We start from the raw sequence: 20619 nt of genomic DNA, 5'->3' as shown, positions 1-20619 counted from the left end.
TCGCTTCATGCCGCCGGAGTAGGTGGAGGCGGGCTTGCCGGCGGCGTCGACGAGGTCGAAGCGTTCGAGGAGTTCGGTGGTGATCCGCCTGCCCTCGGCGCGGGGGAGGTGGTGCAGGTCGGCCATGAGGAGCATGTTCTCCTCGCCGGTGATCAGCCCGTCCACGGCGGAGAACTGGCCCGTGACCCCGATCGCCGCCCGGACGCCCTGCGAGGACGTGGCGATGTCGTGGCCCGCGACCTGGGCCTGTCCGCCGTCCGCGGAGATGAGCGTGGACAGGATCTTGACCGCGGTGGTCTTGCCGGCACCGTTCGGCCCGAGCAGTGCGAACACGGAACCCGCCGGGATGTGCAGGTCGATGCCGTCGAGGACGGTCTTGTCGCCGTAGGACTTCCGCAGACCGAGGGCGGAGACGGCGGCGGGGGACTGCGCACCGTCCGCCCGCCTGGGCATGGGCATGACAGAAGAAGGCATGGAGCCCTCCGTTTCGAAGGTGAGGTGAGGTGAGGTGAGAAGCCGTACCGTGCGGGGCGCCGGCGTGAGGGGTCAGGCGCGGGCGCGGCGGACGTCGATGTTGCCGTAGCGGGTGCGCGCGCGGATCCGGACGGTGTCCTCCGCCTGTTCCGGCGCGTCGGACGCGGTGAGCGTGTTGCGCACCTGGCCGGACGTCGAGCTGACGTCGAGCCAGGCGGCCGTGCCCTCCCGCACGCCGACCTCGATGGCGCCGTAGTTGGTCTCCAACTGGACCGTCCCGCGCGCCACTTCGCCGACCCGCAGGGTGCCGTGGGCGGTGGTGGCGGTGAGCGAGGCCTCGGCGCGCCGGATGTCGATGTCGCCGTTGGCGCCGCTCACCCGCAGCTCGCCGGTCGCGGCGTCCACGGTGGTGCTGCCGTGCGAGTTCTTCAGGACGGCGGGACCGTCGAGGAGTCCGGCACGCAGGCTGCCGGAGCTGGTGGTGATCTCCGCCGCCCCCTCGACCCGTTCCACGGTGATGGAGCCGTGCGAGGCGGTCAGCGTGAGCGGGCCGGTGGCATCGAAGCGGGCGTCGCCGGCGGAGGTCTTGGCGCGCACCTTGCCGAGCCGGCCCTCGCCGAGGATCTGCGTCCAGGCCCCGGTCGTCTCGATGTCCGAGCCCGTGGGCAGCTCGACCGTCACGTCGACGACGCCGGTGCGGCCGAAGAGGCCGGACTTGGGCGTCCTGACGGTCAGTGCGCCGCTCGCGTACCGGACCTCGGTCTGCTTCGCGGCGCGCACGTCCAGGTCGCGCTCGGGGTCACGCGGGCGGACCTCGACGACGGTGTCGTCACGGTCGCCGGCGGTGAACTGGATGGAACCGGCCTCCACGGTCGCCGTGACCGAGATGGGCGCGGGAGTGTCGAAAGAAGGCATGGCTGTCCCGTCCTCTTGGCTCTGCAGGACGTCCCCGCTGGTGGGACGTGGTGTGGGTAGGGAGTGGTGCGGGGCCGGGGCGGCGGCTAGCGCACCCAGCCGGTGAAGCTCTGTCCGACCGTGCGGGCCCGCTCCGTCGTGCGCGGTCGGTCCGGGCCGTCGACCGCGGCGGCCACGGCCCGCACCAGCCAGGCGTTGACCGACAGGCCCTCCTGGTTCGCGGCCTCCTCGGCACGCGCCTTGAGATGGGCCGGCAGACGCAGGTTGACCCGGGCGGTGCCTCCCTCGTCGCCCTCGGCGGGCACCGGCCTGAGGGGCTCGGCGGGTGCGACCGGCTCCACGGGGGCGCCGCCGTCGGCGGGCGGCGGGGTCACCACGAAGTCCGGGTCCAGTCCGCGCAGCCGTACGTCGACCGATCCCGGGGCAAGCTCGCGGGTGATCTCGCTCATCGCGGCGGACAGCACGTTGAGCATGACCAGGCGGGTCGCCGACTCCAGGGGAGCGGTGAGCCTTTCGGCCAGCGCGCGGGCTTCCTCGCCGCCGGCCTCGGCGGCCACCGCCAGTTCACGGCGGAGGGAGTCGACATACGGGGTGAGGTCCATGACGCCATCATGGCACCACGGTGGCGCCATGTGCAAGCGGGTGATGGACACGGCGGCGTCGATTGACTACCGCCTGGCCTCTGACCTGGTAGAACGGCGCAGGTGTGATGGTGTCGCGGTGGCGTCAGGCCGAGTCCGGGCGACGGCGCGTGATGCCATCCGGTGCCACGTGGTGCCATGTGGCGCCATGGAGATGTCACGCGGGCGCCCATGAGTGCCAGGTGGTGCCACGGGCGTAGGCCGGGCTCAGGAGCTCAGCGGCTCAAGCGCTCAGCGGTCCAGCGGCGGCACCAGCCCGTTCAGGGGCCGAGCGTGTGGCACCGGCTCGGGTCGGTGGCGCACGGAACCGCGGCGCCCTGGGTGAGGATCTCCCAGGCGAACCCGACGATGCCGGCCTGCAGGCGGGACTCCACGCCGAGCTTGGCCAGTATCTGGGCCACGTGCGCCTTCGCGGTGCGCTCGGTGATCGCGAGCTGCGTCGCGATGGTCCGGTTCGACGACCCCTTGGCCAGCATCCGGAAGACGTCCAGTTCCCGGTCGGACAGCAGGGGCACGCGTGCCAGGGCGGCGTCCCAGACGTGCTGGTGCAGGAGGGGCGCCTGCGGGACGGCGTCGAGGTGGTGGGGCGGGCTCAGGGGATCTGCGGTGCGCATGCCGGTTCCTCGGTGTCCTCGGGCTGACAGGCGGTCGTCTCACGGGTGTGTCTGCGCACGCCGACGTGCGCGGACCTCGACGGTGAGGCGCGCTGCGGGAGTGCGTGGGGGGTGGCTGTCCTGTCGGCCGGCCGCGGGCACGGCGGCGGCGAAGGGGGTGCCGATCCTCCGGAAAGGAGAAGGGGAGCGGACTGGCGCACGCGGGTCACGGAAAGCCGCGGCCGGCTGATCGGGGCCGCGTGACGTGCGTTTTCCGGTCGTCCGAAAGCGGGGGAATTCCATCCGCGAGTTCCCAGGGTTTCACCGGGATTGCGCACGGTCCCCGGCTCGCGTGGCCGACATCCGTCGGACAGGAGAATTCCGGGCGGCCTCGGGAGGCGGGTGGAGGATCCGCCATCCGGCCTGAACGGCCCGTACGGCGGCGGTCCTGCGCTGCGGACAGTGAAAGGAGTCTGACTCCCTCACCCACGACGGTCCCCCCGAGCATCTCGATGGAACGGCATCCCGAACGAAAGCCGAGCAATGCGCACACGGGTGGCTGGCCTCTTGGAGGTCGTTGCCTTACGTAAAGTTACTCGGTGACTACTGGAGCGGGCAATGCCGGATCCAATATTTGAGATGAGGGACTGCATTTCGCCAACGGGCTGAATTTGTCGGTCGGGCGCGTCTCCCGGTGAAATGACGAGAGCGCCCGAAGGCTTTCCTCCGGGCGTCTCGGGTCGTCGGGGTCGGGAGGCTACGGAACGCCGGCGAGCCGCAGGAGCGCCGTGGTCCCGGCCGCGGCGAGGACGACGACGAGGAAGGGCGCCCTGCGCCAGGCGAGCACCCCGCCGACCAGGACGCCGAGCGCCCGGGCGGCCCCGGCGAACCCGGCGCCCTCGGTGAGCGTCGCGGTCGCCGTCAGGGCGGCGAGCAGGACGACCGCCGAGACCTCCAGCAGTTTCTCGACCTGCTTCGGGACGGTGACCTTGGCCCGCAGGGCGGGGCCCGACAGGCGCAGCAGGAAGGTCCCGGCGGCCAGCGCGAACATCGCCGCCAATGCCGGCAGGAGCGGGAAGGGGTTGCTCATCGCGCCGCTCCCTCGAGGCTCTTCGTCCGGTACAGCGGCAGCGCGGCCAGGGCGAGGAGCACCGGCAGCCCGGCCGGCAGGAACGCGGTCACGGCCAGGGCGATCACCGAACCGGCCAGCGCGGTGCGCCGCAGTGCCCGGTCCTTCATCGCGGGGAGGATCAGCGCCAGGATGACCGCGGGGAACATGGCGTCCAGGCCGAGCGCGTCGGTGTCCTGGACGACGCTGCCGAGCAGTGCCCCGAGCGCGGCGCCGACGGGCCAGCAGAGCAGGATGCCCAGGCCGCAGGCCCAGTAGGCGGCCCGCTTGCGGGCCGCCCCCTCCTGGGCGATGGCGAAGACGACCGTCTCGTCGTTCATCAGGTGCGTGCCGAGCAGCCCGCGCCACCCCCGCCCGAGCACGTCCGGCACCGCCAGGCCGAACGGCAGGTGGCGGGCGTTGACCAGCAGGCCGGCCAGCAGCGCGGCGATCGGGCTGCCCCCGGCCGCGATGATCCCGACGAAGAGGAACTCGGACGACGCCGCCAGCACCAGCGCGCCCATGAGCACCGGGAACCACCAGGGGAAGCCGGAGGTGACGGAGATGGCCCCGTAGGACAGGCCGATGACCCCGACGGCCAGACAGACGAGCGCGATGTCGCGCAGGGGTCCCTTGCCCAGTGTTTCCCATAACGTACGCATGGCGTTTATGGTGAACACCGTGCAGGGTGTTCGTCAAGCCGAACGATTGACCATTGGAGCGAACGCGCGTGTCCGAAGACCCCACCCTCAAGCCGCCCCTGGCAGTGATCGCCGCCTCCCTGCGGGCGGAACGGGTCCGGGCGGGGCTCTCCCTCACCGAGGTCGCCCGAAGGGCCCAGCTCGCCAAGTCCACGCTCTCCCAGCTGGAGTCCGGCACCGGCAACCCCAGCCTGGAGACCCTGTGGGCGCTGTGCGTCGCCCTGGAGATCCCCTTCTCCCGGCTGCTGGTCGTCTCCCGCCCTCCCGTCCAGGTGATCCGCGCGGGGGCGGGGCCGGCCATCGGCTCGGCGGAGAGCGACTACCGGGCGACCCTGCTGGCCGCCTCCCCGCCGGGGGCGCGGCGGGACGTCTACAGCATCGCCGCCGAGCCGGGTCCCGAGCGGTCCTCCGCTCCCCACATGCCGGGCGTCGTGGAACACGTCGTGATCGGCGCCGGCCGTGCCCTGGTGGGCACGGCCGACGAACCGGTGGAACTGCACCCGGGCGACTACATCAGCTACCCGGCGGACGTCCCGCACGTCTTCCGCGCGCTGGAGCCCGGCACGCGCGCGGTCCTCGTCTCGGAACACTCCTGAGCACGAGCACTCCGGGCGCCCCCGCGGGCCCGGACCTCAGTGCCCCATGCCCCAGCCGCCGTCCACCGGCAGGACCGCCCCGGTGATGTAGGAGGCCTCCTCGGAGGCGAGGAACCGGACCGCGGCCGCCACCTCGGCAGCCTCCGCGCTGCGCCGGAGCGGCACGTTGCCGAGCATCGCGGTGCGCTGCTTCTCGCCCAGCACCTTGGTCATGTCCGTGTCGACCATGCCCGGCGCCACCACGTTGCAGGTGACGCCCCGCGCGCCCAGTTCGCGGGCGACGGACCGGGCGAAGCCGACCAGAGCCGCCTTCGACGCCGCGTAGTTGGTCTGCCCGGCCGCGCCCAGCAGGCCCACCGCCGAGGAGATCAGGACGATGCGCCCCCGCCGTGCGTCGACCATCTCCTCGGCGGCCCGCCGGACCACCCGGAAGACGCCGGTCAGGTTGGTGTCCAGCACGTCCGTGAAGTCCTGCTCGGCCATCCGCAGCAGCAGCCGGTCCCGGGTGATGCCGGCGTTGGCCACCAGCACCTCCACCGGACCGTGTGCCGCCTCCACCTCCTTGAACGCCCGCTCCACCTGCGCGGAGTCGGTGACGTCGCAGGTGACGGCGAGGCAGCCGAGGTCGGTCGCGGCGCGCGGCGGTTCGCCCGTGCGGTAGGTCAGCGCGACCTTGTCACCCGCCTGCGCGAAGGCACGCGCGACGGCGAGGCCGATCCCGCGGTTCCCTCCGGTCACGAGCACCGAACGACTCATGTCTTCCCCACACCCTTTCGCAGCTTCGGTCGGCCCGGACCCGGCGGACGCCGGTCAGGCGATCTTGTGGACCCAGCCGAACGGGTCCGGCCGCGAACCGTTCTGGATGCCCGTCAGCTCCGCGCGCAGCCGCTCGGTGACCGGGCCGGGAGTGCCGTCCCCGATCGTCCAGTCCCCGTCCGCGCTGCGGACGAAGCCGACCGGCGTGATCATCGACGAGGTGCCGCAGGAGAACACCTCGGTCAGCGATCCCGACTCCGCGTCGGCCCGCCACTGCTCCACGCTGATCCGCCCCTCCTCGGCCCGGAGGCCGAGCTCGGCCGCCAGCGCCAGCACCGAGTCCCGGGTGACGCCCGCCAGCAGGGTTCCGGACAGCTCCGGCGTGACCAGCCGGTCGCCGTGGACGAAGAAGAGGTTGCTGGTGCCCATCTCGTCGACCCAGCGGCGTTCCGCCGAGTCCAGCCAGACCACCTGGTCGCAGCCCATCTCCCGGGCCTGGGTCTGCGCGACCAGGGTTCCCGCGTAGTTGCCGCCGCACTTGGCCTCGCCGGTGCCGCCCGGGGCGGCCCGGGTGTAGTCCCGGGAGAGCCACACGGTGAGGGGCTTGGCCCCGGCGTTGAAGTACGAGGCCGCGGGCGAGGCGATCACCATGAACCGGTAGGCGGCGGAAGGGCCGTAGAAGCCGATGGTGTGCTGGGTGGCGATCATGAAGGGGCGCAGGTAGAGGCTGTGGCCGGGCCGGTCCGGGACCCAGTCGCGATCGGCGCCGACCAGCAGCTCGAGGGCCTCGACGAAGGTCTCCTCGGGCAGCGGCGGCATCGCCATGCGCGCGCAGGAGCGGTTCAGCCGGGCCGCGTTGGCGTACGGGCGGAAGGTCACCACCGTGCCGTCCTGGCGCCGGTAGGCCTTCATGCCCTCGAAGACCTCCTGGCCGTAGTGGAACACCTGGGCCGACGGGTCGAGCACCAGCGGCCCGTAGGGGTGCAGCCGGGCGTCGTGCCAGCCGCGGTCCCGCTCCCAGTCGATGCTGATCATGTGGTCGGTGAACACCTCGCCGAAGGCGGGTGACTCCATCAGGGCCGCCCGCTCGGCGGCCGGCCGGCGGACGGCCGGCTCGGTGGTGAAGGTGATCGTCATGGATGCGCTCCGGGGGGCGAGGGGTCACAGGGTCCGTCGGGTCACGGGGTCCGTCGGGTCACAGCGGGATGTTGGCATGCTTGCGGTCCGGCTGGTCCGCGTGCTTGGTCCGCAGCATCCTGAAGGCGCGGACGAGCAGCGCCCGCGTCTCGGCGGGGTCGATCACGTCGTCGACGAGGCCGCGTTCGGCGGCGTAGTAGGGGTGCATCAGCTCCGACCGGTACTCCTTGACCAGGTGGGCCCGCAAGGCCTCCGGATCGTCGGCCTCGGCGATCCGCCGGCGGAAGATGACGTTGGCGGCGCCCTCGGCGCCCATCACCGCGATCTCGTTCGTCGGCCAGGCGTAGGAGAGGTCGGCGCCGATCGAGCGCGAGTCCATGACGATGTACGCGCCGCCGTACGCCTTGCGCAGGATCAGCTGGACCCGCGGGACCGTGGCCTCGCAGTACGCGTACAGCAGCTTGGCCCCGTGGCGGATCACCCCGTCGTGCTCCTGGTCCACCCCGGGGAGGAAGCCCGGCACGTCCACCAGGGACAGCAGCGGGACGTTGAAGGCGTCGCACATCCGCACGAACCGGGCGGCCTTCTCGCTGGCCTTGATGTCGAGCACGCCGGCCAGGGCGAGCGGCTGGTTGGCGACGATGCCCACCACCTGTCCGCCGAGCCGGGCCAGCCCGCACACGACGTTGCGGGCCCAGCCCTCGTGGACCTCCAGGAAGTCGCCGTGGTCGACGATCTCCTCGATCACCCGGCGCATGTCGTACGGCAGCCGGCCCTCGGCCGGGACGAGACCGAGCAGGGCGTCGTTGCGCCGGTCGTCCGGGTCGACGCACGGGACGGCCGGCGGGTGCTGCCGGTTGTTGGACGGCAACAGGGAGAGCAGGTAGCGCACTTCGCCCAGGCAGGTCCACTCGTCCTCGTACACGAAGTGCGCCACGCCCGACACCTCCGCGTGCACGTCGGCGCCGCCGAGGTTCTCCTGGGTGACGTCCTCGCCGGTGACGGCCTTCACCACGTCGGGCCCGGTGATGAACATCTGCGAGGTGCCGCGGACCATGAACACGAAGTCCGTCAGGGCGGGGGAGTAGGCCGAACCGCCCGCGCACGGACCGAGGATCACCGATATCTGCGGGATCACGCCCGAGGCCCGCACATTGCGCCGGAAGATGCCGCCGTAGCCGGCCAGCGCCGAGACGCCCTCCTGGATGCGCGCGCCGGCCCCGTCGTTGAGCGAGACCAGCGGGGCCCCGGCCGCGAGGGCCATGTCCATGATCTTCTGGATCTTCTCGGCATGCGCCTCGCCGAGCGCCCCGCCGAAGATGCGGAAGTCGTGGGCGTACACGAAGACGGTGCGGCCCTCGACCGTGCCCCATCCCGTGATCACGCCGTCGGTGTGCGGCCTGCGGTCCTCGATGCCGAAGCCGACCGCCCGGTGCCGGCGCAACTGCTCGACCTCGGTGAACGACCCGGCGTCCAGCAGCACGTCGATGCGTTCCCGGGCGGTCAGCTTGCCCTTGGCGTGCTGGGCCCGGGTCGCGCGCTCGTCCGGCCCGCCGCGCGCCAGTTCCCTGGTCGCCCGCAGGTCGTCCACCCGCGCCCGGATGCCGGCGGGCGGGCCCGGCGGCTGGTCCGTGCGTTCCTGCTGGACGGTCATCGTTCGTCTCTCCTCTCGGGGTCCACGGGCCTCCCGGGGTCCGCGGGCCGACGCGCACCGGAACCGGCGGCGACGACCGACCGGTGCGGACCGGGCCGGGACGCCGCCCCGTCGTCACCAAGGGCAGCCGCCCCGCGGTCGCCAAGGGCAGCCGCCCCGTCGTCGTCCAGGACCGCCGCCCGGCACCGCTGCCGCTGTGCGCCCAGCCCCGACACCTCCGCCTCCACCACGTCGCCGGCCCGCAGGTACGGCTGGTCGGGGCGGCCCAGCGCGACGCCGCCGGGCGTCCCGGTGAACACCACGTCACCGGGGTTCAGCACCATGCACCGGCTCAGGTACCAGATCAGGTGGGACACCTCGAAGACCATGTCCGCGGTGGTCCCGTCCTGCATCGTCCGGCCGTTGACCCGGCAGGTCAGCCGCAGCCTGCCCGGGTCACCGACCTCGTCCGGCGTGACCAGGTAGGGGCCCAGCGGGCCGAACGACTCGAAGGACTTGCCCTTCACCCACTGCCCGCCGCGATCCAGCAGCCAGCTCCGCTCCGAGACGTCGTTGCCGGTGGCGTACCCCGCGACGTGGGACAGCGCGGTGGAGGGATCCGGCAGGTACCGCGCGCGCCGGCCGATCACCACGGCCAGCTCGACCTCCCAGTCCGTCCTCTCCCCGCCCGGCGGCAGCAGCAGGTCGTCGTACGGGCCGACCAGCGTGCTCGGCGCCTTGCTGGCGACGATCGGCTCGTCGGGCAGCGCCAGGCCCGCCTCGGCGGCGTGCGCCCGGTAGTTGAGCCCGATCGACAGCAGGTGCCCGCCCGGCCGGACGGGCGGGCCGACCCGCCCGGCGGCCGGGTCGACCGCCGGCAGCCCGGCGGCCTCCCGTGCCAGACGCTCCGCCGTCTCCCGCAGCGCGCCGGGATCCAGGGCCTCGCCCGTCCAGTCCGGCACCCACGAGGACAGGTCCCGCACCACGCCGCCGGGGCCCACCGCGCAGGGCCGTTCACCGCCCGGCGGTCCGATCCGCAGCAGCCGCATGTCAGCCGGCCGCCGGGGTCTGCTCGAGGTACTTCTCGAAGAAGCGGATCTCCTCCTCGGTCAGCCGCCGCGGCCGCCCGGCCCGGTAGTCGAACGGCGCCATCACGGTCGAGGCGGTGGCGTACACGGTGTCGCCGTCCCGGACCACGTAGTCGATGGCCACCGTCGCCGACTGCAGGTCGGAGACCCACATCTCGATCTCCACCGGCGCGTGCCGGTGGACCAGCTGCCGCCGGTAGCGGATCCGGTGCTCCACCACCACCGAGCCGTCCCTGAAGAAGGCGTCGCCGTCCGTCGGCGCCATGCGGAAGATGAAGTCGACCCGCGCCTCCTCCAGGTAGCGGAGGTAGGAGACGTTGTTGACGATGCCGTAGACGTCCATGTCCGACCAGCGGATCGGGCAGAGGTAGCTGTGCCGCGTCATGACCGGTCAGCTCCCCTCGGTGGCCGCGCCGGAGGTCGCGCCGGCGGCCCCGGCCGGACCGAAGGCGCCCGTGTGCCGCTGGAAGGCGCCCACGTAGTCGTCGGCGGCGATCGGCGCCCGCAGCAGCTCCGGGGAGAGGCGGAAGCCGTCGATCAGGGCGTCGGCGTGCGGCCGGAGCCGTGCGCACAGCGCGTCCGCCTCCCGGGGCAGCCGTTCCACCTGCTCGGCGGTCAGCACCCCGCGCGCCAGGTACCAGCCGGCGTCCCGGCGCAGCTCGCCGACCCCGTACAGCGCGCCCAGCAGGCCGAGCGCCGTCCGCGCCGACTCGTCCTGCAGCGTGCCGACCGCGGCCTCGAGGCACTCCAGCGCGGTCCGCACACCCCGGGTCCGCGCCATGTCCAGGCCGGTGTTGACGGTGTCGTTCCACGCCTCGAAGTACGTCCGGTCACCGGTCTCGTCCGCCATCGACGCGGCGGCCTCCCGGAGCAGCTCCGCCTCCCGGTACCGCACCGCGGCCACCTGGAACGCCAGGTCACCCAGGTCGCGTCCGGACGGGTCGGGGGCCTCGGCCGGCTCGGCGCCGTCACCGTCGCCGTACTGGGCGACGATCTGCCCGGCGGTGGTGGCCAGCAGCACCTGGTTGTCGCCCTCCGCGGTGACCAGGCCCTGCAACAGCGACCCGTAGTCCGCGATCCGGTTCGCGCTGAAGATGCCCTGCGCGCCGCAGCGCTCGCGGCAGGTGGCGACGACCTCGGTCATCTCCCAGGTGGACAGCGCCTTGGTGATCGACACCAGGTGGTTCAGCTCCGCCGGGACGGCGTCCGGCGGCACCGCCGTGAACTCCCGCTTGGCGTGGTTGAGCAGCAGCGTCATCGCGTACGTCCGGGCCAGCGCGGTGTACAGCGCCAGCTGGTGGCTGCGGTACTCGATGACGGGCAGGTCGTTGCGGCCGGGCGCGTTGGTGAGCCGCTGCGCCGCGAACCGCAGCGCGATCCAGACGCTCGCCCGCCCCGCACCCGTCGCCGCGCTGGACACGCACAGCCGGCCGGGCAGGATGCGGTTCATCGCGCGCAGGAACCGCTTGCGCCGGTTGCCGGACGACGGGCGGAACACGCCGTCGTCGTCGAAGCCGCCCATGTCGCCGTGGAGCAGCTGGCGGCGCGGGACGCGCACGTGGTCGAACCAGGTGAGGCCGTTGTCCAGGCCCTGCACCGGCTTCTCCGGGCACGGCGCCGCGTGCACCCCCTCGCACAGCCGCTCCCCGTCGCTGATCCGGACGAGGAACGGGTACACGCCGTGGTCCTTGCCGTCCGCCTTCAGCCGCGCCATCACCACGGCCAGCTTGGGGACGTCCTGGAAGCCGCTGTATGACATGTACTTCTGCGCGAGGGCGTCGGGCGTGTTCAGGACGAACGTCTCGGTGGCGGGGTCGTAGACGGCCTCGGTGCGCAGCGCGGCGACGTTGTTGCCGTAGCCCAGCTCGGTGGCCATGTACGGGCTGAAGGAGTCCAGACGGTCCAGTTCGTCGAACAGGTCCTTCAGGTCCTCGCGGTCGCCGTGCTCCACGACGGTGCCGAAGGCGAGGTTGTAGTGCACCATCAGCAGCGAGAACGTGGAGACGTCGACCAGCGACGGCCACTCGGCCAGCGCGAACAGCCGCCACGGATCGGCGAGGATCTCCCGCGGACGTTCCAGTCCGGCGTGCACGGCCCGGGACCGTTCGTAGGCCAGCTTCCCGGCCTCGGTCATGTTCAGCCCCTCGCGGGGGTCGAAGACGGGGTCCAGCAGCAGCTCGTGCAGGTCCTGGTGCGTCCGTTCGTACCTGCCGTCGAAGAGCAGCCGGGACAGTTCGGCCGAGGCCGACGAGGTCATCTGAGGGTCCTTTCCCGCGGCGGGAACTCCCGCGGTGGGGTGGTGGGGGCCGGCGGAGGAACCCGCCGTGAGGGGCGCCGCCGAGGGGCGGGATCAGGCGGAGGCGATCAGCAGGGCCGCGTTCTGGCCGCCGAAGCCGAAGGAGTTGCTCAGGGCCACCTCGACGCGGGCGTGGCGCGCCGCGCCGTGCACGACGTCCACCTCCACCCGCGGATCGATCTCGGCGGTGCTCGCCGACGGCGGGATCACCCCGTGCTGCACGGTGAGCGCCGCGAACGCCGCCTCGATGGAACCGGCCGCGCCCAGCGGGTGCCCGGTGACGCCCTTGGTGGAGCTGACCGGCACGTCCGGGCCGGCCACCCGGTGGATCACCCCCGCCTCGGCGACGTCGTTGAGCGGCGTCGAGGTGCCGTGCGCGTTGACGTACCCGATGTCCCGGCCGGTCAGCCCCGCGTCGGCGAGCGCCGCGCGGACCGCCAGCTCCGCGCCCTTGCCCTCCGGGTGCGGGGACGTCACGTGGTGCGCGTCCGCGGACGCGCCGTAGCCGATGACCCGGGCCACCGGCCGTACGCCCCGGGCCCGCGCGTGCTCCTCCGTCTCCAGGACGAAGACGCCGGCGCCCTCGCCGAGCACGAACCCGTCGCGGTGCGCGTCGAAGGGACGCGACGCGGTCAGCGGGTCGTCGAACCGCCGTGACAGCGCCCGCATCCTCGCGAACGAGGACAGGTACAGCGGCGTGATCGGCGCCTCCGCGCCACCGGCCACCACGATGTCGGCCACCCCCGACCGGAGCAGCTCTCGGCCCAGGCCGATCGCGCTGGCCCCGGCGGCGCACGCCGTGCACGGGGCCGAGCACGGCCCGTTCGCCCCGATGTCGATCGCCACCTGGCCGGCCGCCATGTTGAGCAGGCCCATCGGGAGGGTCATCGCCGAGACCTCCTCCGGCCCCTCCTCCAGCAGCACGCGGTGCTGGGCCTCCAGCGTCGCGGTTCCGCCGGCGCCGGAGCCCAGGATCACCGCCACCCGCGAGCTGTCCGCCCACTCGCCGGGCACCAGCCCGGCCTGGTCCAGTGCCTCACGGGTGGCGGCGACGGCGAACTGGGCGTAGCGGTCCCACTGCCAGGAGGTGCGCCCGAGGGAGGCCGGCACGAAGTCGGGCACCCGGCACGCCATGGTCACCGGCAAGCCCTCCAGGTCGGCGTGGTGCGCCGCCGTGGGCCGGCCCTCGACCACGCGGTCCCAGCTCTCCTTGACGCCGACACCGGCGGGCGTCACCAGCCCGATGCCGGTGACGGCGGCCGCGAAGCCGGTCATCGGACCGACGCGCCCTTCTCCTCGACCAGGGCGACGACGTCGGCGACCGTGGAGACCTCGGACAGCTCCTCGTCGCTGATCACGACGCCCAGGCGCTTCTTCAGGGCGGTGGCCAGCTCGAGCTGCGAGAGGGAGTCGAGACCGAGGTCGTCGAAGGTGGCCTCGGGCACCACCGTCTCGGCGTCCAGGTCGAAACGGGTGACGAAGACCTCGACGACGGAGTCGTGGGCGGAACTCATGATGTCTCCTCCAGGAGAGCCGTAGGGATGTGCGAGGTGATGAGGGGGGGACGAGGGGGGACGAGGGGGGTGGGGAAGCGGGGGAGGGGGAGCCAGGGGCGGTCAGTCGACGGGCTCCGCGCGGAGCTCCGGCCACACGAGCGTGGTCGAGCCCCAGGACAGGCCGGCTCCGAAGGCGGAGAGCAGCACCCGCTGACCCGCCCGCAGGTCGCCGCGCGCGGCGTAGTCGTTGAGCAGCAGGGGCACGGACGCGGCCAGGGTGTTGCCGACCCGGTCGATGTTCACCGCGACCCGCTCCCCGGGGAGCTCCAGCTCCTCGGCGACCGCGTTGACGATCCGGATGTTGGCCTGGTGGCCGACGAACCAGTCGACGTCCGCGGCGGACCAGTCGGCGCGCTTGAGCGCCGCCTGTGCCGACTGCGTCATCCGCTCGACGGCCTGCGTGTACAGGGGACGGCCCTCCATGCGCAGGTACCAGTCGCCCGTCGGCACCGTGCCGTGCCCCAGGCCGCCGTCGGCCGACCGCTGGCGGGAACCGCCCGCCGGGATGGCCAGCAGGTCGGCCAGCGTGCCGTCGCTGCCGAGGTCGAACGGGCCCAGCGCGCCGGGCTCGTCCGGTTCGCCCCTGCGGAGGACGACCGCGCCCGCCCCGTCGCCGAAGATCGGCGCCGTGGCCCGGTCCGCGGGGTCCACCAGGGTGGTGAACGCCTCCGACCCGACGAACAGCACGGTGTCGGCGGTGCCGGCGGCGATCAGCCCGGACGCGGTGGCGAGCCCGTACAGGAAGCCGCTGCACGCCGAGGTCAGGTCGAAGGCGGCCAGCGGCCCCAGACCCAGCCGGGACGCCACCTCCGGCGCGACCGCCGGGCAGAGCCGCTCGGGCGAGGTGGTCGCCACCACCACGGCGTCCACCCCGGTCACCCCGGCCGACCGCAGGGCCCGCTCGCCGGCCGTGACGGCCATGCTTCCCGTCGACAGGCCTTCGGAGACGAACCGCCGCTCCCGGATGCCCGTCCTGGTGCGGATCCACTCGTCCGTGGTGTCGAGGGTGCGGGAGAGGTCGTCGTTCGTGACCGTCCCGGGCGGGAGGAAGCCTCCGATTCCCATCAGCACTGCCGTCATCGACTCACCCTCCTGAGGACCGTGGACACGGCCTTGACCTGACGTCGAGCAAGGCTGGCCGAGGTCTCGAAGGACGGGCAATTGGCCCTTGGTACAGGCGCAACAGGCTTGTACCAACGGCCAATTGAACGGCCGCCGCACCGGGTGCCAACCTCCCCCGGGTGACTTGGACACCGACTGATCTCGCGGAGCTCCTCCCGGCCGGACGGGTGATCACCGACCTGTCCGAAGTGGCGTCCTTCGCCCACGACGAGGCCGCCGGCGCGCCCTACGCGCTTCCGGCGGCCGTGGTGCGGCCCCACGACACCGCCGAGGTGGCGGCCGTGGTCGCCCACTGCGCGCACCACGGCGTCCCGGTGGTGGCCCGCGGGGCCGGCACCGGCCTGTCCGGCGGCGCCAACGCGGTCGACGGCGCCGTGGTGGTGTCCTTCGCGGCGATGGACCGCGTCCTGCGCATCGACCCCGACGAGCGGCTGGCCGTGGTCCAGCCCGGCGTCGTCAACGCGGACCTGCGCGCCGCGTGCGCGGCCAAGGGCCTGTGGTATCCGCCGGACCCGGCCAGCGCCCCGTGGTCCACCATCGGCGGGAACGTCGCCACCAACGCGGGCGGACTGTGCTGCGTGAAGTACGGCGTCACCCGGGACTACGTGCTGGGCCTGGAGGTCGTCACCGGGCTCGGCGACGTGGTCCGGCTGGGGCGGCGCACCGCCAAGAGCTCGGCCGGTTTCGAACTCGCCGGCCTGCTGGTCGGCTCGGAGGGCACGCTGGGCCTGGTCACCGAGGTGACGGTGCGGCTGCGCGGCGAGCGCGCCCAGGAGCACACGGTGGTCGGCTACTTCGCCGACCTGCCGAGCGCCGGCCGGGCCGTCGCCCGCGTGGTGGCGTCCGGTGTGGTGCCCAGCGCCCTGGAACTGGTGGACCGTTTCTCCCTGCGCGCCGTCGACGAGTGGAAGAACATGGGCCTCACCGACGGCGGCGACGTCCTGCTGCTGGCCCGCTGCGACGCGCCCGGCGCGGCCGGCGTCCAGGAGGCCGACACCGTGCTGACCTGCTTCGAGTCGGCCGGCGCCACCTGGAGCGCGCGGTCCGGCGACCAGGCCGAGGCGGACGCCCTGTTCACCGCCCGGCGCCTGGTCTACCCCGCGCTGGAGCGCCTGGGCATGGTGCTCAGCGAGGACGTCTGCGTCCCGCGCACCCTGCTGCCCGAGATGCTGGCCCGCCTGGAGGACATCGCCGCACGGCACGATGTGCGGATCGCCACCCTGGCGCACGCCGGGGACGGCAACCTGCACCCGATGCTGGTGGTGCCGCGCGGCGACGAGCGTGAACTCGCCCGCTGCCGCGAGGTGTTCGAGGAGGTCGTCGACCAGGCGCTCGCGCTGGGCGGCACGGTCACCGGAGAGCACGGCGTGGGCCTGCTGAAGATGCGCGGCCTTGCGGACGAACTCGGCCCCGCGGTGCTGGACCTGCACCGCGGCATCAAGCGGGTGTGGGACCCGGCGGGCATCCTCAACCCGGGCAAGGTCTTCACGCCCTGACCGCGCTGCGTCAGCCCGTCCCGCCGGCGCTGTCGCCCGGTCCGGCGCCGGGGCGGTCGCCGCGGTGCCGGCCGCCCGGCAGCATCTCCTGCACCTTCGCCTTGAAGCCCTGCTTCAGCACGGAGGCGCGGTCGCTGTCGCCCTGGAGGATCGCCGAGGCCGCGGCCTCGATCTGGTCGAGCGAGGCGTGCGGTGGTACCGGCGGCACGGCGGGGTCGGTGCGGAAGTCGATGACGAAGGGCCGGTCGGCCGCGAGGGCCTTGTCCCAGGCGGCCTCGACGTGGCGGGGCTTCTCCACCCGCACCCCGTCCAGGCCCATCAGCCGGGCCATCTCGGCGTAGGGCAGGTCGGGGAGGTGCTGGGACTCCTCGAACTGCGGGGCGCCGGACATGGCGCGCATCTCCCAGGTGACCTGGTTGAGGTCGCGGTTGTTGAGCACCGCCACGACCAGCCGCGGGTCGGACCACTCCCGGTGGTACTTGGCGGCGGTCACCATCTCCATCATGCCGTTCATCTGCATGGCGCCGTCGCCGACCAGGGCGATGGCCGGCCGGTCCGGGTGCGCGAACTTGGCCCCGATGGCGTACGGGACGCCGGGTCCCATGGTGGCCAGGGTGCCGGACAGGGAGCCCCGCATGTCGCCGCGCAGCCGCAGGTGCCGGGCGTACCAGTTGGCGGCCGAGCCGGAGTCGGCGGTGACGATCACGTCGTCGGGCAGCTTCCCGTCCAGGGCGTGGACGACGTACTCGGGATTGAGGGGATCGGCGTCCACGGCGGCGCGGCGTCGCATCACCTCCCACCAGCGGGCCACGCCCTTCTCGACCTGCTCCCGCCAGGTGCGGTCCTCCTTGCGGTGCAGCCGCGGCAGCAGGCGCCGGAGCGTCTCGCGGGCGTCGCCCACGAGGTTCACCTCGTTCGGGTACCGCAGGCCGATCATGTGCGGGTCGATGTCGATCTGCACCGCCCGGGCCTGGTCCAGCTCCGGCAGGAACTGCGTGTACGGGAAGCTGGAGCCGATCATCAGCAGGGTGTCGCAGCCCCGCATCAGCTCGTAGGAGGGGCGGGTGCCGAGCAGCCCGATCGCGCCCGTCACGTAGGGCAGGTCGTCGGGCAGGGCGTCCTTGCCGAGCAGGGCCTTCGCGACGCCGGCGCCCAGCACGTCCGCGAGGCGCTCCACCTCGGCGCGCGCTCCGCGGGCGCCCTGCCCGATGAGGACGGCCACCCTCTCGCCGGCGTTCAGCACGTCGGCGGCCCGCTCCAGATCCTCGTCGGACGGGACCGGCGCGTACCGGCCCAGGCCCAGGCTGGAGGGGACCATCTTGAACGCGTGGGTGGGCGGGCTGTACTCCAGCTCCTGCACGTCGGCGGGGAGAATGACCGCGGTGACGGTCCTCCGGGCGTACGCCGTGCGGACGGCGCGGTCGATCAGGTTCGGCAGCTGCTCCGGCACGGTCGCCGTCTCGCAGAAGTCCGAGGCGACGTCCTTGAACAGGCTCGCCAGGTCCACCTCCTGCTGGTAGGAGCCGCCCATGGCGCTGCGGTTGGTCTGCCCGACCAGGGCGACGACCGGGACGTGGTCCAGCTTGGCGTCGTACAGGCCGTTCAGCAGGTGGATCGCCCCCGGCCCGGAGGTGGCCGCGCACACCCCGACCTTGCCGGAGAACTTGGCGTAGCCGACGGCCTGGAAGGCGGCCATCTCCTCGTGCCGGGCCTGCACGAACTCCGGCCGGTTGTCCGCGCGTCCCCAGGCCGCCAGCAGGCCGTTGATGCCGTCCCCGGCGTAGGCGAAGACGTGGTCGACGTCCCAGTCGCGCAGCCGCTGGAGGATGTGGTCGGACACCTTGGTGCTGGCCATGGACGCTCCGTTCCTTCGTTTCCGCGGCTGCCTCCCCTCCGGCGCCGCGACGGTGGGGTCGTCAAGGGGTGACGATGGCGAAGCCGGGGCCGGGTTGGTCGAGGACGGACATCAGGGTGGCCAGGACGCCGGGGTCGCCGGTGTGGTCGACGCCGCGGCGCAGCCTCGCGGTGCAGGCGTAGACGTTCTCGCCGCGGAGTCCCGGACCACCCGTCCGTCCTCCGCCGGGACCCGCGCGTCCGCGGGTTCCGCCACCAGGCCCCGGTCGGCGTCGTCGAAGTCGGTGCGGTCGGCGAAGTCGGGGATGCTGCCGGCAGTGCTCACAACGGGACCTCCGGATCGGGGCGGGCGCGCCGGGAGGCCGGTGCGTGCCCGGTACCGCCATCCTCGGCCGCCCCCGGGGAGTCCGCCCGTCGGGATCGGGTCGAACGGGTGACCTCCGGGCCTCTTCCATGACGCCCCGAGGATCCAGGACGCCCCGAGGACGGCGCGGGTGCCGCGCGCGTTCGAGTATTAGATTGTGCAAAGTTTGTGTCGATGAAGTGAAGGCGACCGGGCCGGCTCCTCAACGCGGTGCCGCAGGCGGTGGCCCTTCGGTCTCCGCGTCCAGGCCGAGTTCGGTGACCAGGTCCGCCCTACGGGCCGCGGTCCGCACGGCGGCGCTGGGCTCCGCGAGCCGCACCTCGACGCCGAGCAGGGGCATGGTCCGGCGGACGCTCAGCAGCGTGTACAGGCTCGCCAGGTCGCAGAAGGTGACACCCGACAGGTCGAGCGTCACCGCATGGGCGCTCGATCGCGCGGCGAGCACGGCCAGGTCTTCCCGCAGCGTGGCGGCGGTGTCCCTGTCGAGCTCTCCGTCGAGGAGCAGACGGACCGCGGGCGCGTGCTCGTGGCCGGGTGCGGGGCGGACCCGGAGTCTCGCGGTGCCTGCGGTCCGGAACGGATCGCCCCGAAGCCCGCCCTGACCGGGCGGGACCCCGCCGCTCGCCGGCCGACCGTCGCCGGCGTCGTGCGGTACGGGGTGGGACGGTGGCATGGGCGGGCCTCCGGGACGGGTCACTTCAAGGAACGCCGACCAGACTTCCCGGCACACCAGGCCGGGCCGTCGGGCCCCGCCATCCCCGGTATTTTTGCACAGAGCAAATGATCTGCCCATAGAGGGTCGGTGGCGGGACCTCCGCGGTAACTGCGTCAGGCCCCCCGGCGCGACATCGGACCCTGCGCCCTCAGGGGACGACGGGCAGCTCACCGGCCCACCCCAGCGGGTGCGCCTGCCCCTCCTCGACGACCGGCACCGAGGGCTCCGCCCCGGCCTTGTTGAAGGCGTTGAGTGCTTCGACCAGAGCCAGCCGCTGCACCGGGGTGAGCCTCTCGACGATGGTGGCGATCTCGGTGCGCCGACGAGCCGTGACGCTTTCCACCGTGCGCCGCCCCTCGGCGGTGAGCTGCAGCAGCGTCTCCCGACGGCTGCGAGGGTTGGCGTGCCGGTCCGCCAGGCCCGCCGCGATCAGACGGTCCACCATGCGCATGGCGGTGGACGGTGCCACCTGAAGCTGCTCGGCCAGCGTGGTGAGCTTGGTGGCCCCCCTCGTGGCCAACACCACCAGCATCCGGAACTGCGGCAGCGTCACCCGCTCCTCGACCTCGGCGAGGGACCGCGCGGACACCGCGACCAGCAGGCGCGACGCGGTCAGCACCGCCTGGGTCACCGCGTCCACATCATCCATCGCCCTCAGGGGGCCCTCGCCTTCACGCATGACTCCTTTGTACCGCCCCACCGTCACCGCGAGTCCGCCGGCCGACGCCGACGGCAGCGGCCGGAGCTCACTGGGGCGGGGCGCCCAAGGGGTTCGCGGCCAGCGCGCGGGCGACGCCGTACAGGTTGGCGGCCATCGCGCGACCGGTGCTGTGGGCCCACTCGTGGCCGCGCTCCTCGTCCAGGTAGTCGGGTCCGGGGCCCGGACCCAGGTGCCAGTAGGTCCAGGACTGGCCGGGGACGGTGTAGCCGATGTCGCACAGGGCGCCGTTGATCTCGCTGATCACGTGGTGCGCGCCGTCCTCGTTGCCGGTGACGACGACCCCCGCCACGCGGTTGTAGGCGACGGGGCGGCCGTCGTCGTCGGTCTCGGACAGCATGGCGTCCATGCGTTCCAGGACGCGTTGGGCCACGGAGGACGGCCGTCCGAGCCAGGTCGGGGAGGCGACGACGAGGATGTGCGCCTCCAGCAGTTTGGCGTGCACGGACGGCCAGTCGTCCCCGTCGGCGACCGCCTCGCTGACCACGCCGGGGTGGATGTCGAGATCGACGGCCCGGACGTACTCCACCTCGACGCCGCCGTGCTGCGCCAGCCGGTCACCGACCACCCGGGCCAGTGCTTCGGTGTTGGACGGGTCCGGGGACTTCTTGAGCGTGCAGTTGATCACCAGTGCCTTCATGGCACAGCCGTACCCCGCCGCGGGCCGTCGATCTCCCCGGTGCACCCGCACGGGTCAGTGCGGGGTCCTTCGGCCGAGGTTCCTCCTGCGGGCGCACGACGGCAGGGTGCTCAGGCCACCCGCGGGGGGTGCCTCTATGTCTTTCGTCAAGCGGTGCGGGGGCTTCTCGGTTCGTAGAAGGTTCCGTCGCGGAGCATGGCGAACAGGACGCTGATG

21 protein-coding genes and 1 pseudogene are annotated in these 20619 nt (G+C 73.0%); 2 read left to right on the top strand and 20 right to left on the bottom strand.

All coding sequences use genetic code 11. The features are described from left to right. The 6 genes from ACWD3O_RS33680 to ACWD3O_RS33655 form a co-directional block, all read right to left on the bottom strand. Positions 1–474 (bottom strand): ATP-binding cassette domain-containing protein (locus tag ACWD3O_RS33680; protein WP_451418518.1); only part of this gene is annotated, 474 nt, incomplete at its 3' end. Positions 475–546: 72 nt separating this feature from the next. Then, entirely contained in the window at positions 547–1389 is an 843-nt protein-coding gene (locus ACWD3O_RS33675; RefSeq protein ID WP_451418517.1) for a DUF4097 family beta strand repeat-containing protein, read from the bottom strand. An 86-nt stretch (positions 1390–1475) separates the two neighbouring features. After that, on the bottom strand, positions 1476–1991 hold the full coding sequence (locus tag ACWD3O_RS33670) for a YlcI/YnfO family protein (protein WP_451418516.1): 516 nt from the start codon (positions 1989–1991) through the stop codon (positions 1476–1478). A 299-nt stretch (positions 1992–2290) separates the two neighbouring features. After that, the gene (locus ACWD3O_RS33665; RefSeq protein ID WP_451418515.1) at positions 2291–2644 is read right to left on the bottom strand and encodes a helix-turn-helix domain-containing protein; all 354 of its coding nucleotides are present in this window, start codon (positions 2642–2644) and stop codon (positions 2291–2293) included. A gap of 736 nt (positions 2645–3380) precedes the next feature. Continuing rightward, positions 3381–3713: an AzlD domain-containing protein gene (locus ACWD3O_RS33660; RefSeq protein ID WP_451413840.1), complete on the bottom strand. Its 333-nt coding sequence runs from the start codon at positions 3711–3713 to the stop codon at positions 3381–3383. Beyond that, on the bottom strand, positions 3710–4393 hold the full coding sequence (locus ACWD3O_RS33655; RefSeq protein ID WP_356127717.1) for an AzlC family ABC transporter permease: 684 nt from the start codon (positions 4391–4393) through the stop codon (positions 3710–3712). The genes ACWD3O_RS33660 and ACWD3O_RS33655 overlap by 4 nt, the downstream gene beginning before the upstream one ends. 68 nt (positions 4394–4461) lie before the next feature. On the opposite strand from ACWD3O_RS33655, the gene ACWD3O_RS33650 reads away from it, so the two are divergent. Continuing rightward, positions 4462–5028 carry a helix-turn-helix domain-containing protein gene (locus ACWD3O_RS33650; RefSeq protein WP_451418514.1) on the top strand — a complete coding sequence of 189 codons (567 nt, stop codon included), beginning with the start codon at positions 4462–4464 and terminating at the stop codon, positions 5026–5028. Between the two features lie 36 nt (positions 5029–5064). Here the strand turns inward: ACWD3O_RS33650 and fabG are convergent, their stop codons facing one another. From fabG to ACWD3O_RS33605, 9 genes and pseudogenes are all read right to left on the bottom strand, one after another. After that, complete coding sequence (fabG, locus tag ACWD3O_RS33645) at positions 5065–5784, bottom strand: 3-oxoacyl-ACP reductase FabG (RefSeq protein ID WP_451413838.1); 720 nt, start codon at positions 5782–5784, stop codon at positions 5065–5067. A 54-nt stretch (positions 5785–5838) separates the two neighbouring features. After that, positions 5839–6921 carry a branched-chain amino acid aminotransferase gene (locus ACWD3O_RS33640; RefSeq protein WP_451413837.1) on the bottom strand — a complete coding sequence of 361 codons (1083 nt, stop codon included), beginning with the start codon at positions 6919–6921 and terminating at the stop codon, positions 5839–5841. Between the two features lie 58 nt (positions 6922–6979). Further along, complete coding sequence (locus ACWD3O_RS33635) at positions 6980–8575, bottom strand: acyl-CoA carboxylase subunit beta (protein WP_451418513.1); 1596 nt, start codon at positions 8573–8575, stop codon at positions 6980–6982. A gap of 173 nt (positions 8576–8748) precedes the next feature. Then, a pseudogene (locus ACWD3O_RS33630) lies at positions 8749–9603 on the bottom strand (fumarylacetoacetate hydrolase family protein); the annotation flags it as partial. A gap of 1 nt (position 9604) precedes the next feature. Beyond that, the gene (locus tag ACWD3O_RS33625; RefSeq protein ID WP_356127705.1) at positions 9605–10027 is read right to left on the bottom strand and encodes an acyl-CoA thioesterase; all 423 of its coding nucleotides are present in this window, start codon (positions 10025–10027) and stop codon (positions 9605–9607) included. A gap of 6 nt (positions 10028–10033) precedes the next feature. After that, positions 10034–11899, bottom strand: coding sequence for an acyl-CoA dehydrogenase family protein (locus ACWD3O_RS33620; protein WP_451418512.1), 1866 nt, complete (start codon positions 11897–11899; stop codon positions 10034–10036). 93 nt (positions 11900–11992) lie between these two features. Beyond that, complete coding sequence (locus ACWD3O_RS33615; protein WP_451413834.1) at positions 11993–13213, bottom strand: beta-ketoacyl-[acyl-carrier-protein] synthase family protein; 1221 nt, start codon at positions 13211–13213, stop codon at positions 11993–11995. Then, positions 13210–13452 carry an acyl carrier protein gene (locus tag ACWD3O_RS33610; RefSeq protein WP_451413833.1) on the bottom strand — a complete coding sequence of 81 codons (243 nt, stop codon included), beginning with the start codon at positions 13450–13452 and terminating at the stop codon, positions 13210–13212. The genes ACWD3O_RS33615 and ACWD3O_RS33610 overlap by 4 nt, the downstream gene beginning before the upstream one ends. 102 nt (positions 13453–13554) lie before the next feature. Then, on the bottom strand, positions 13555–14574 hold the full coding sequence (locus ACWD3O_RS33605) for a beta-ketoacyl-ACP synthase III (RefSeq protein WP_451418511.1): 1020 nt from the start codon (positions 14572–14574) through the stop codon (positions 13555–13557). A 161-nt stretch (positions 14575–14735) separates the two neighbouring features. Between ACWD3O_RS33605 and ACWD3O_RS33600 the strand changes: the two genes are divergently transcribed. After that, positions 14736–16112: an FAD-binding oxidoreductase gene (locus tag ACWD3O_RS33600; RefSeq protein ID WP_451413831.1), complete on the top strand. Its 1377-nt coding sequence runs from the start codon at positions 14736–14738 to the stop codon at positions 16110–16112. Positions 16113–16122: 10 nt separating this feature from the next. On the opposite strand, the gene ACWD3O_RS33595 is transcribed toward ACWD3O_RS33600, so the two are convergent. The 5 genes from ACWD3O_RS33595 to ACWD3O_RS33575 all read right to left on the bottom strand — a co-directional run bounded on the left by ACWD3O_RS33595 (position 16123) and on the right by ACWD3O_RS33575 (position 20403). Then, positions 16123–17967 (bottom strand): thiamine pyrophosphate-requiring protein, encoded by a 1845-nt coding sequence (locus ACWD3O_RS33595; protein ID WP_451418510.1) that lies wholly within the window; start codon positions 17965–17967, stop codon positions 16123–16125. Between the two features lie 111 nt (positions 17968–18078). Continuing rightward, positions 18079–18291: a hypothetical protein gene (locus ACWD3O_RS33590; protein WP_451418509.1), complete on the bottom strand. Its 213-nt coding sequence runs from the start codon at positions 18289–18291 to the stop codon at positions 18079–18081. 241 nt (positions 18292–18532) lie between these two features. Next, positions 18533–19003 (bottom strand): STAS domain-containing protein, encoded by a 471-nt coding sequence (locus tag ACWD3O_RS33585; protein ID WP_451413828.1) that lies wholly within the window; start codon positions 19001–19003, stop codon positions 18533–18535. Positions 19004–19193: 190 nt separating this feature from the next. Further along, the gene (locus ACWD3O_RS33580; RefSeq protein WP_451418508.1) at positions 19194–19724 is read right to left on the bottom strand and encodes a MarR family winged helix-turn-helix transcriptional regulator; all 531 of its coding nucleotides are present in this window, start codon (positions 19722–19724) and stop codon (positions 19194–19196) included. A 67-nt stretch (positions 19725–19791) separates the two neighbouring features. Beyond that, positions 19792–20403 (bottom strand): flavodoxin family protein, encoded by a 612-nt coding sequence (locus ACWD3O_RS33575; protein WP_451418507.1) that lies wholly within the window; start codon positions 20401–20403, stop codon positions 19792–19794. Between the last annotated feature and the right edge of the window lie 216 nt (positions 20404–20619).

This window comes from Streptomyces sp. NPDC002640, from assembly GCF_053592575.1.
This window is presented reverse-complemented; position numbering and strand designations above follow the sequence as displayed.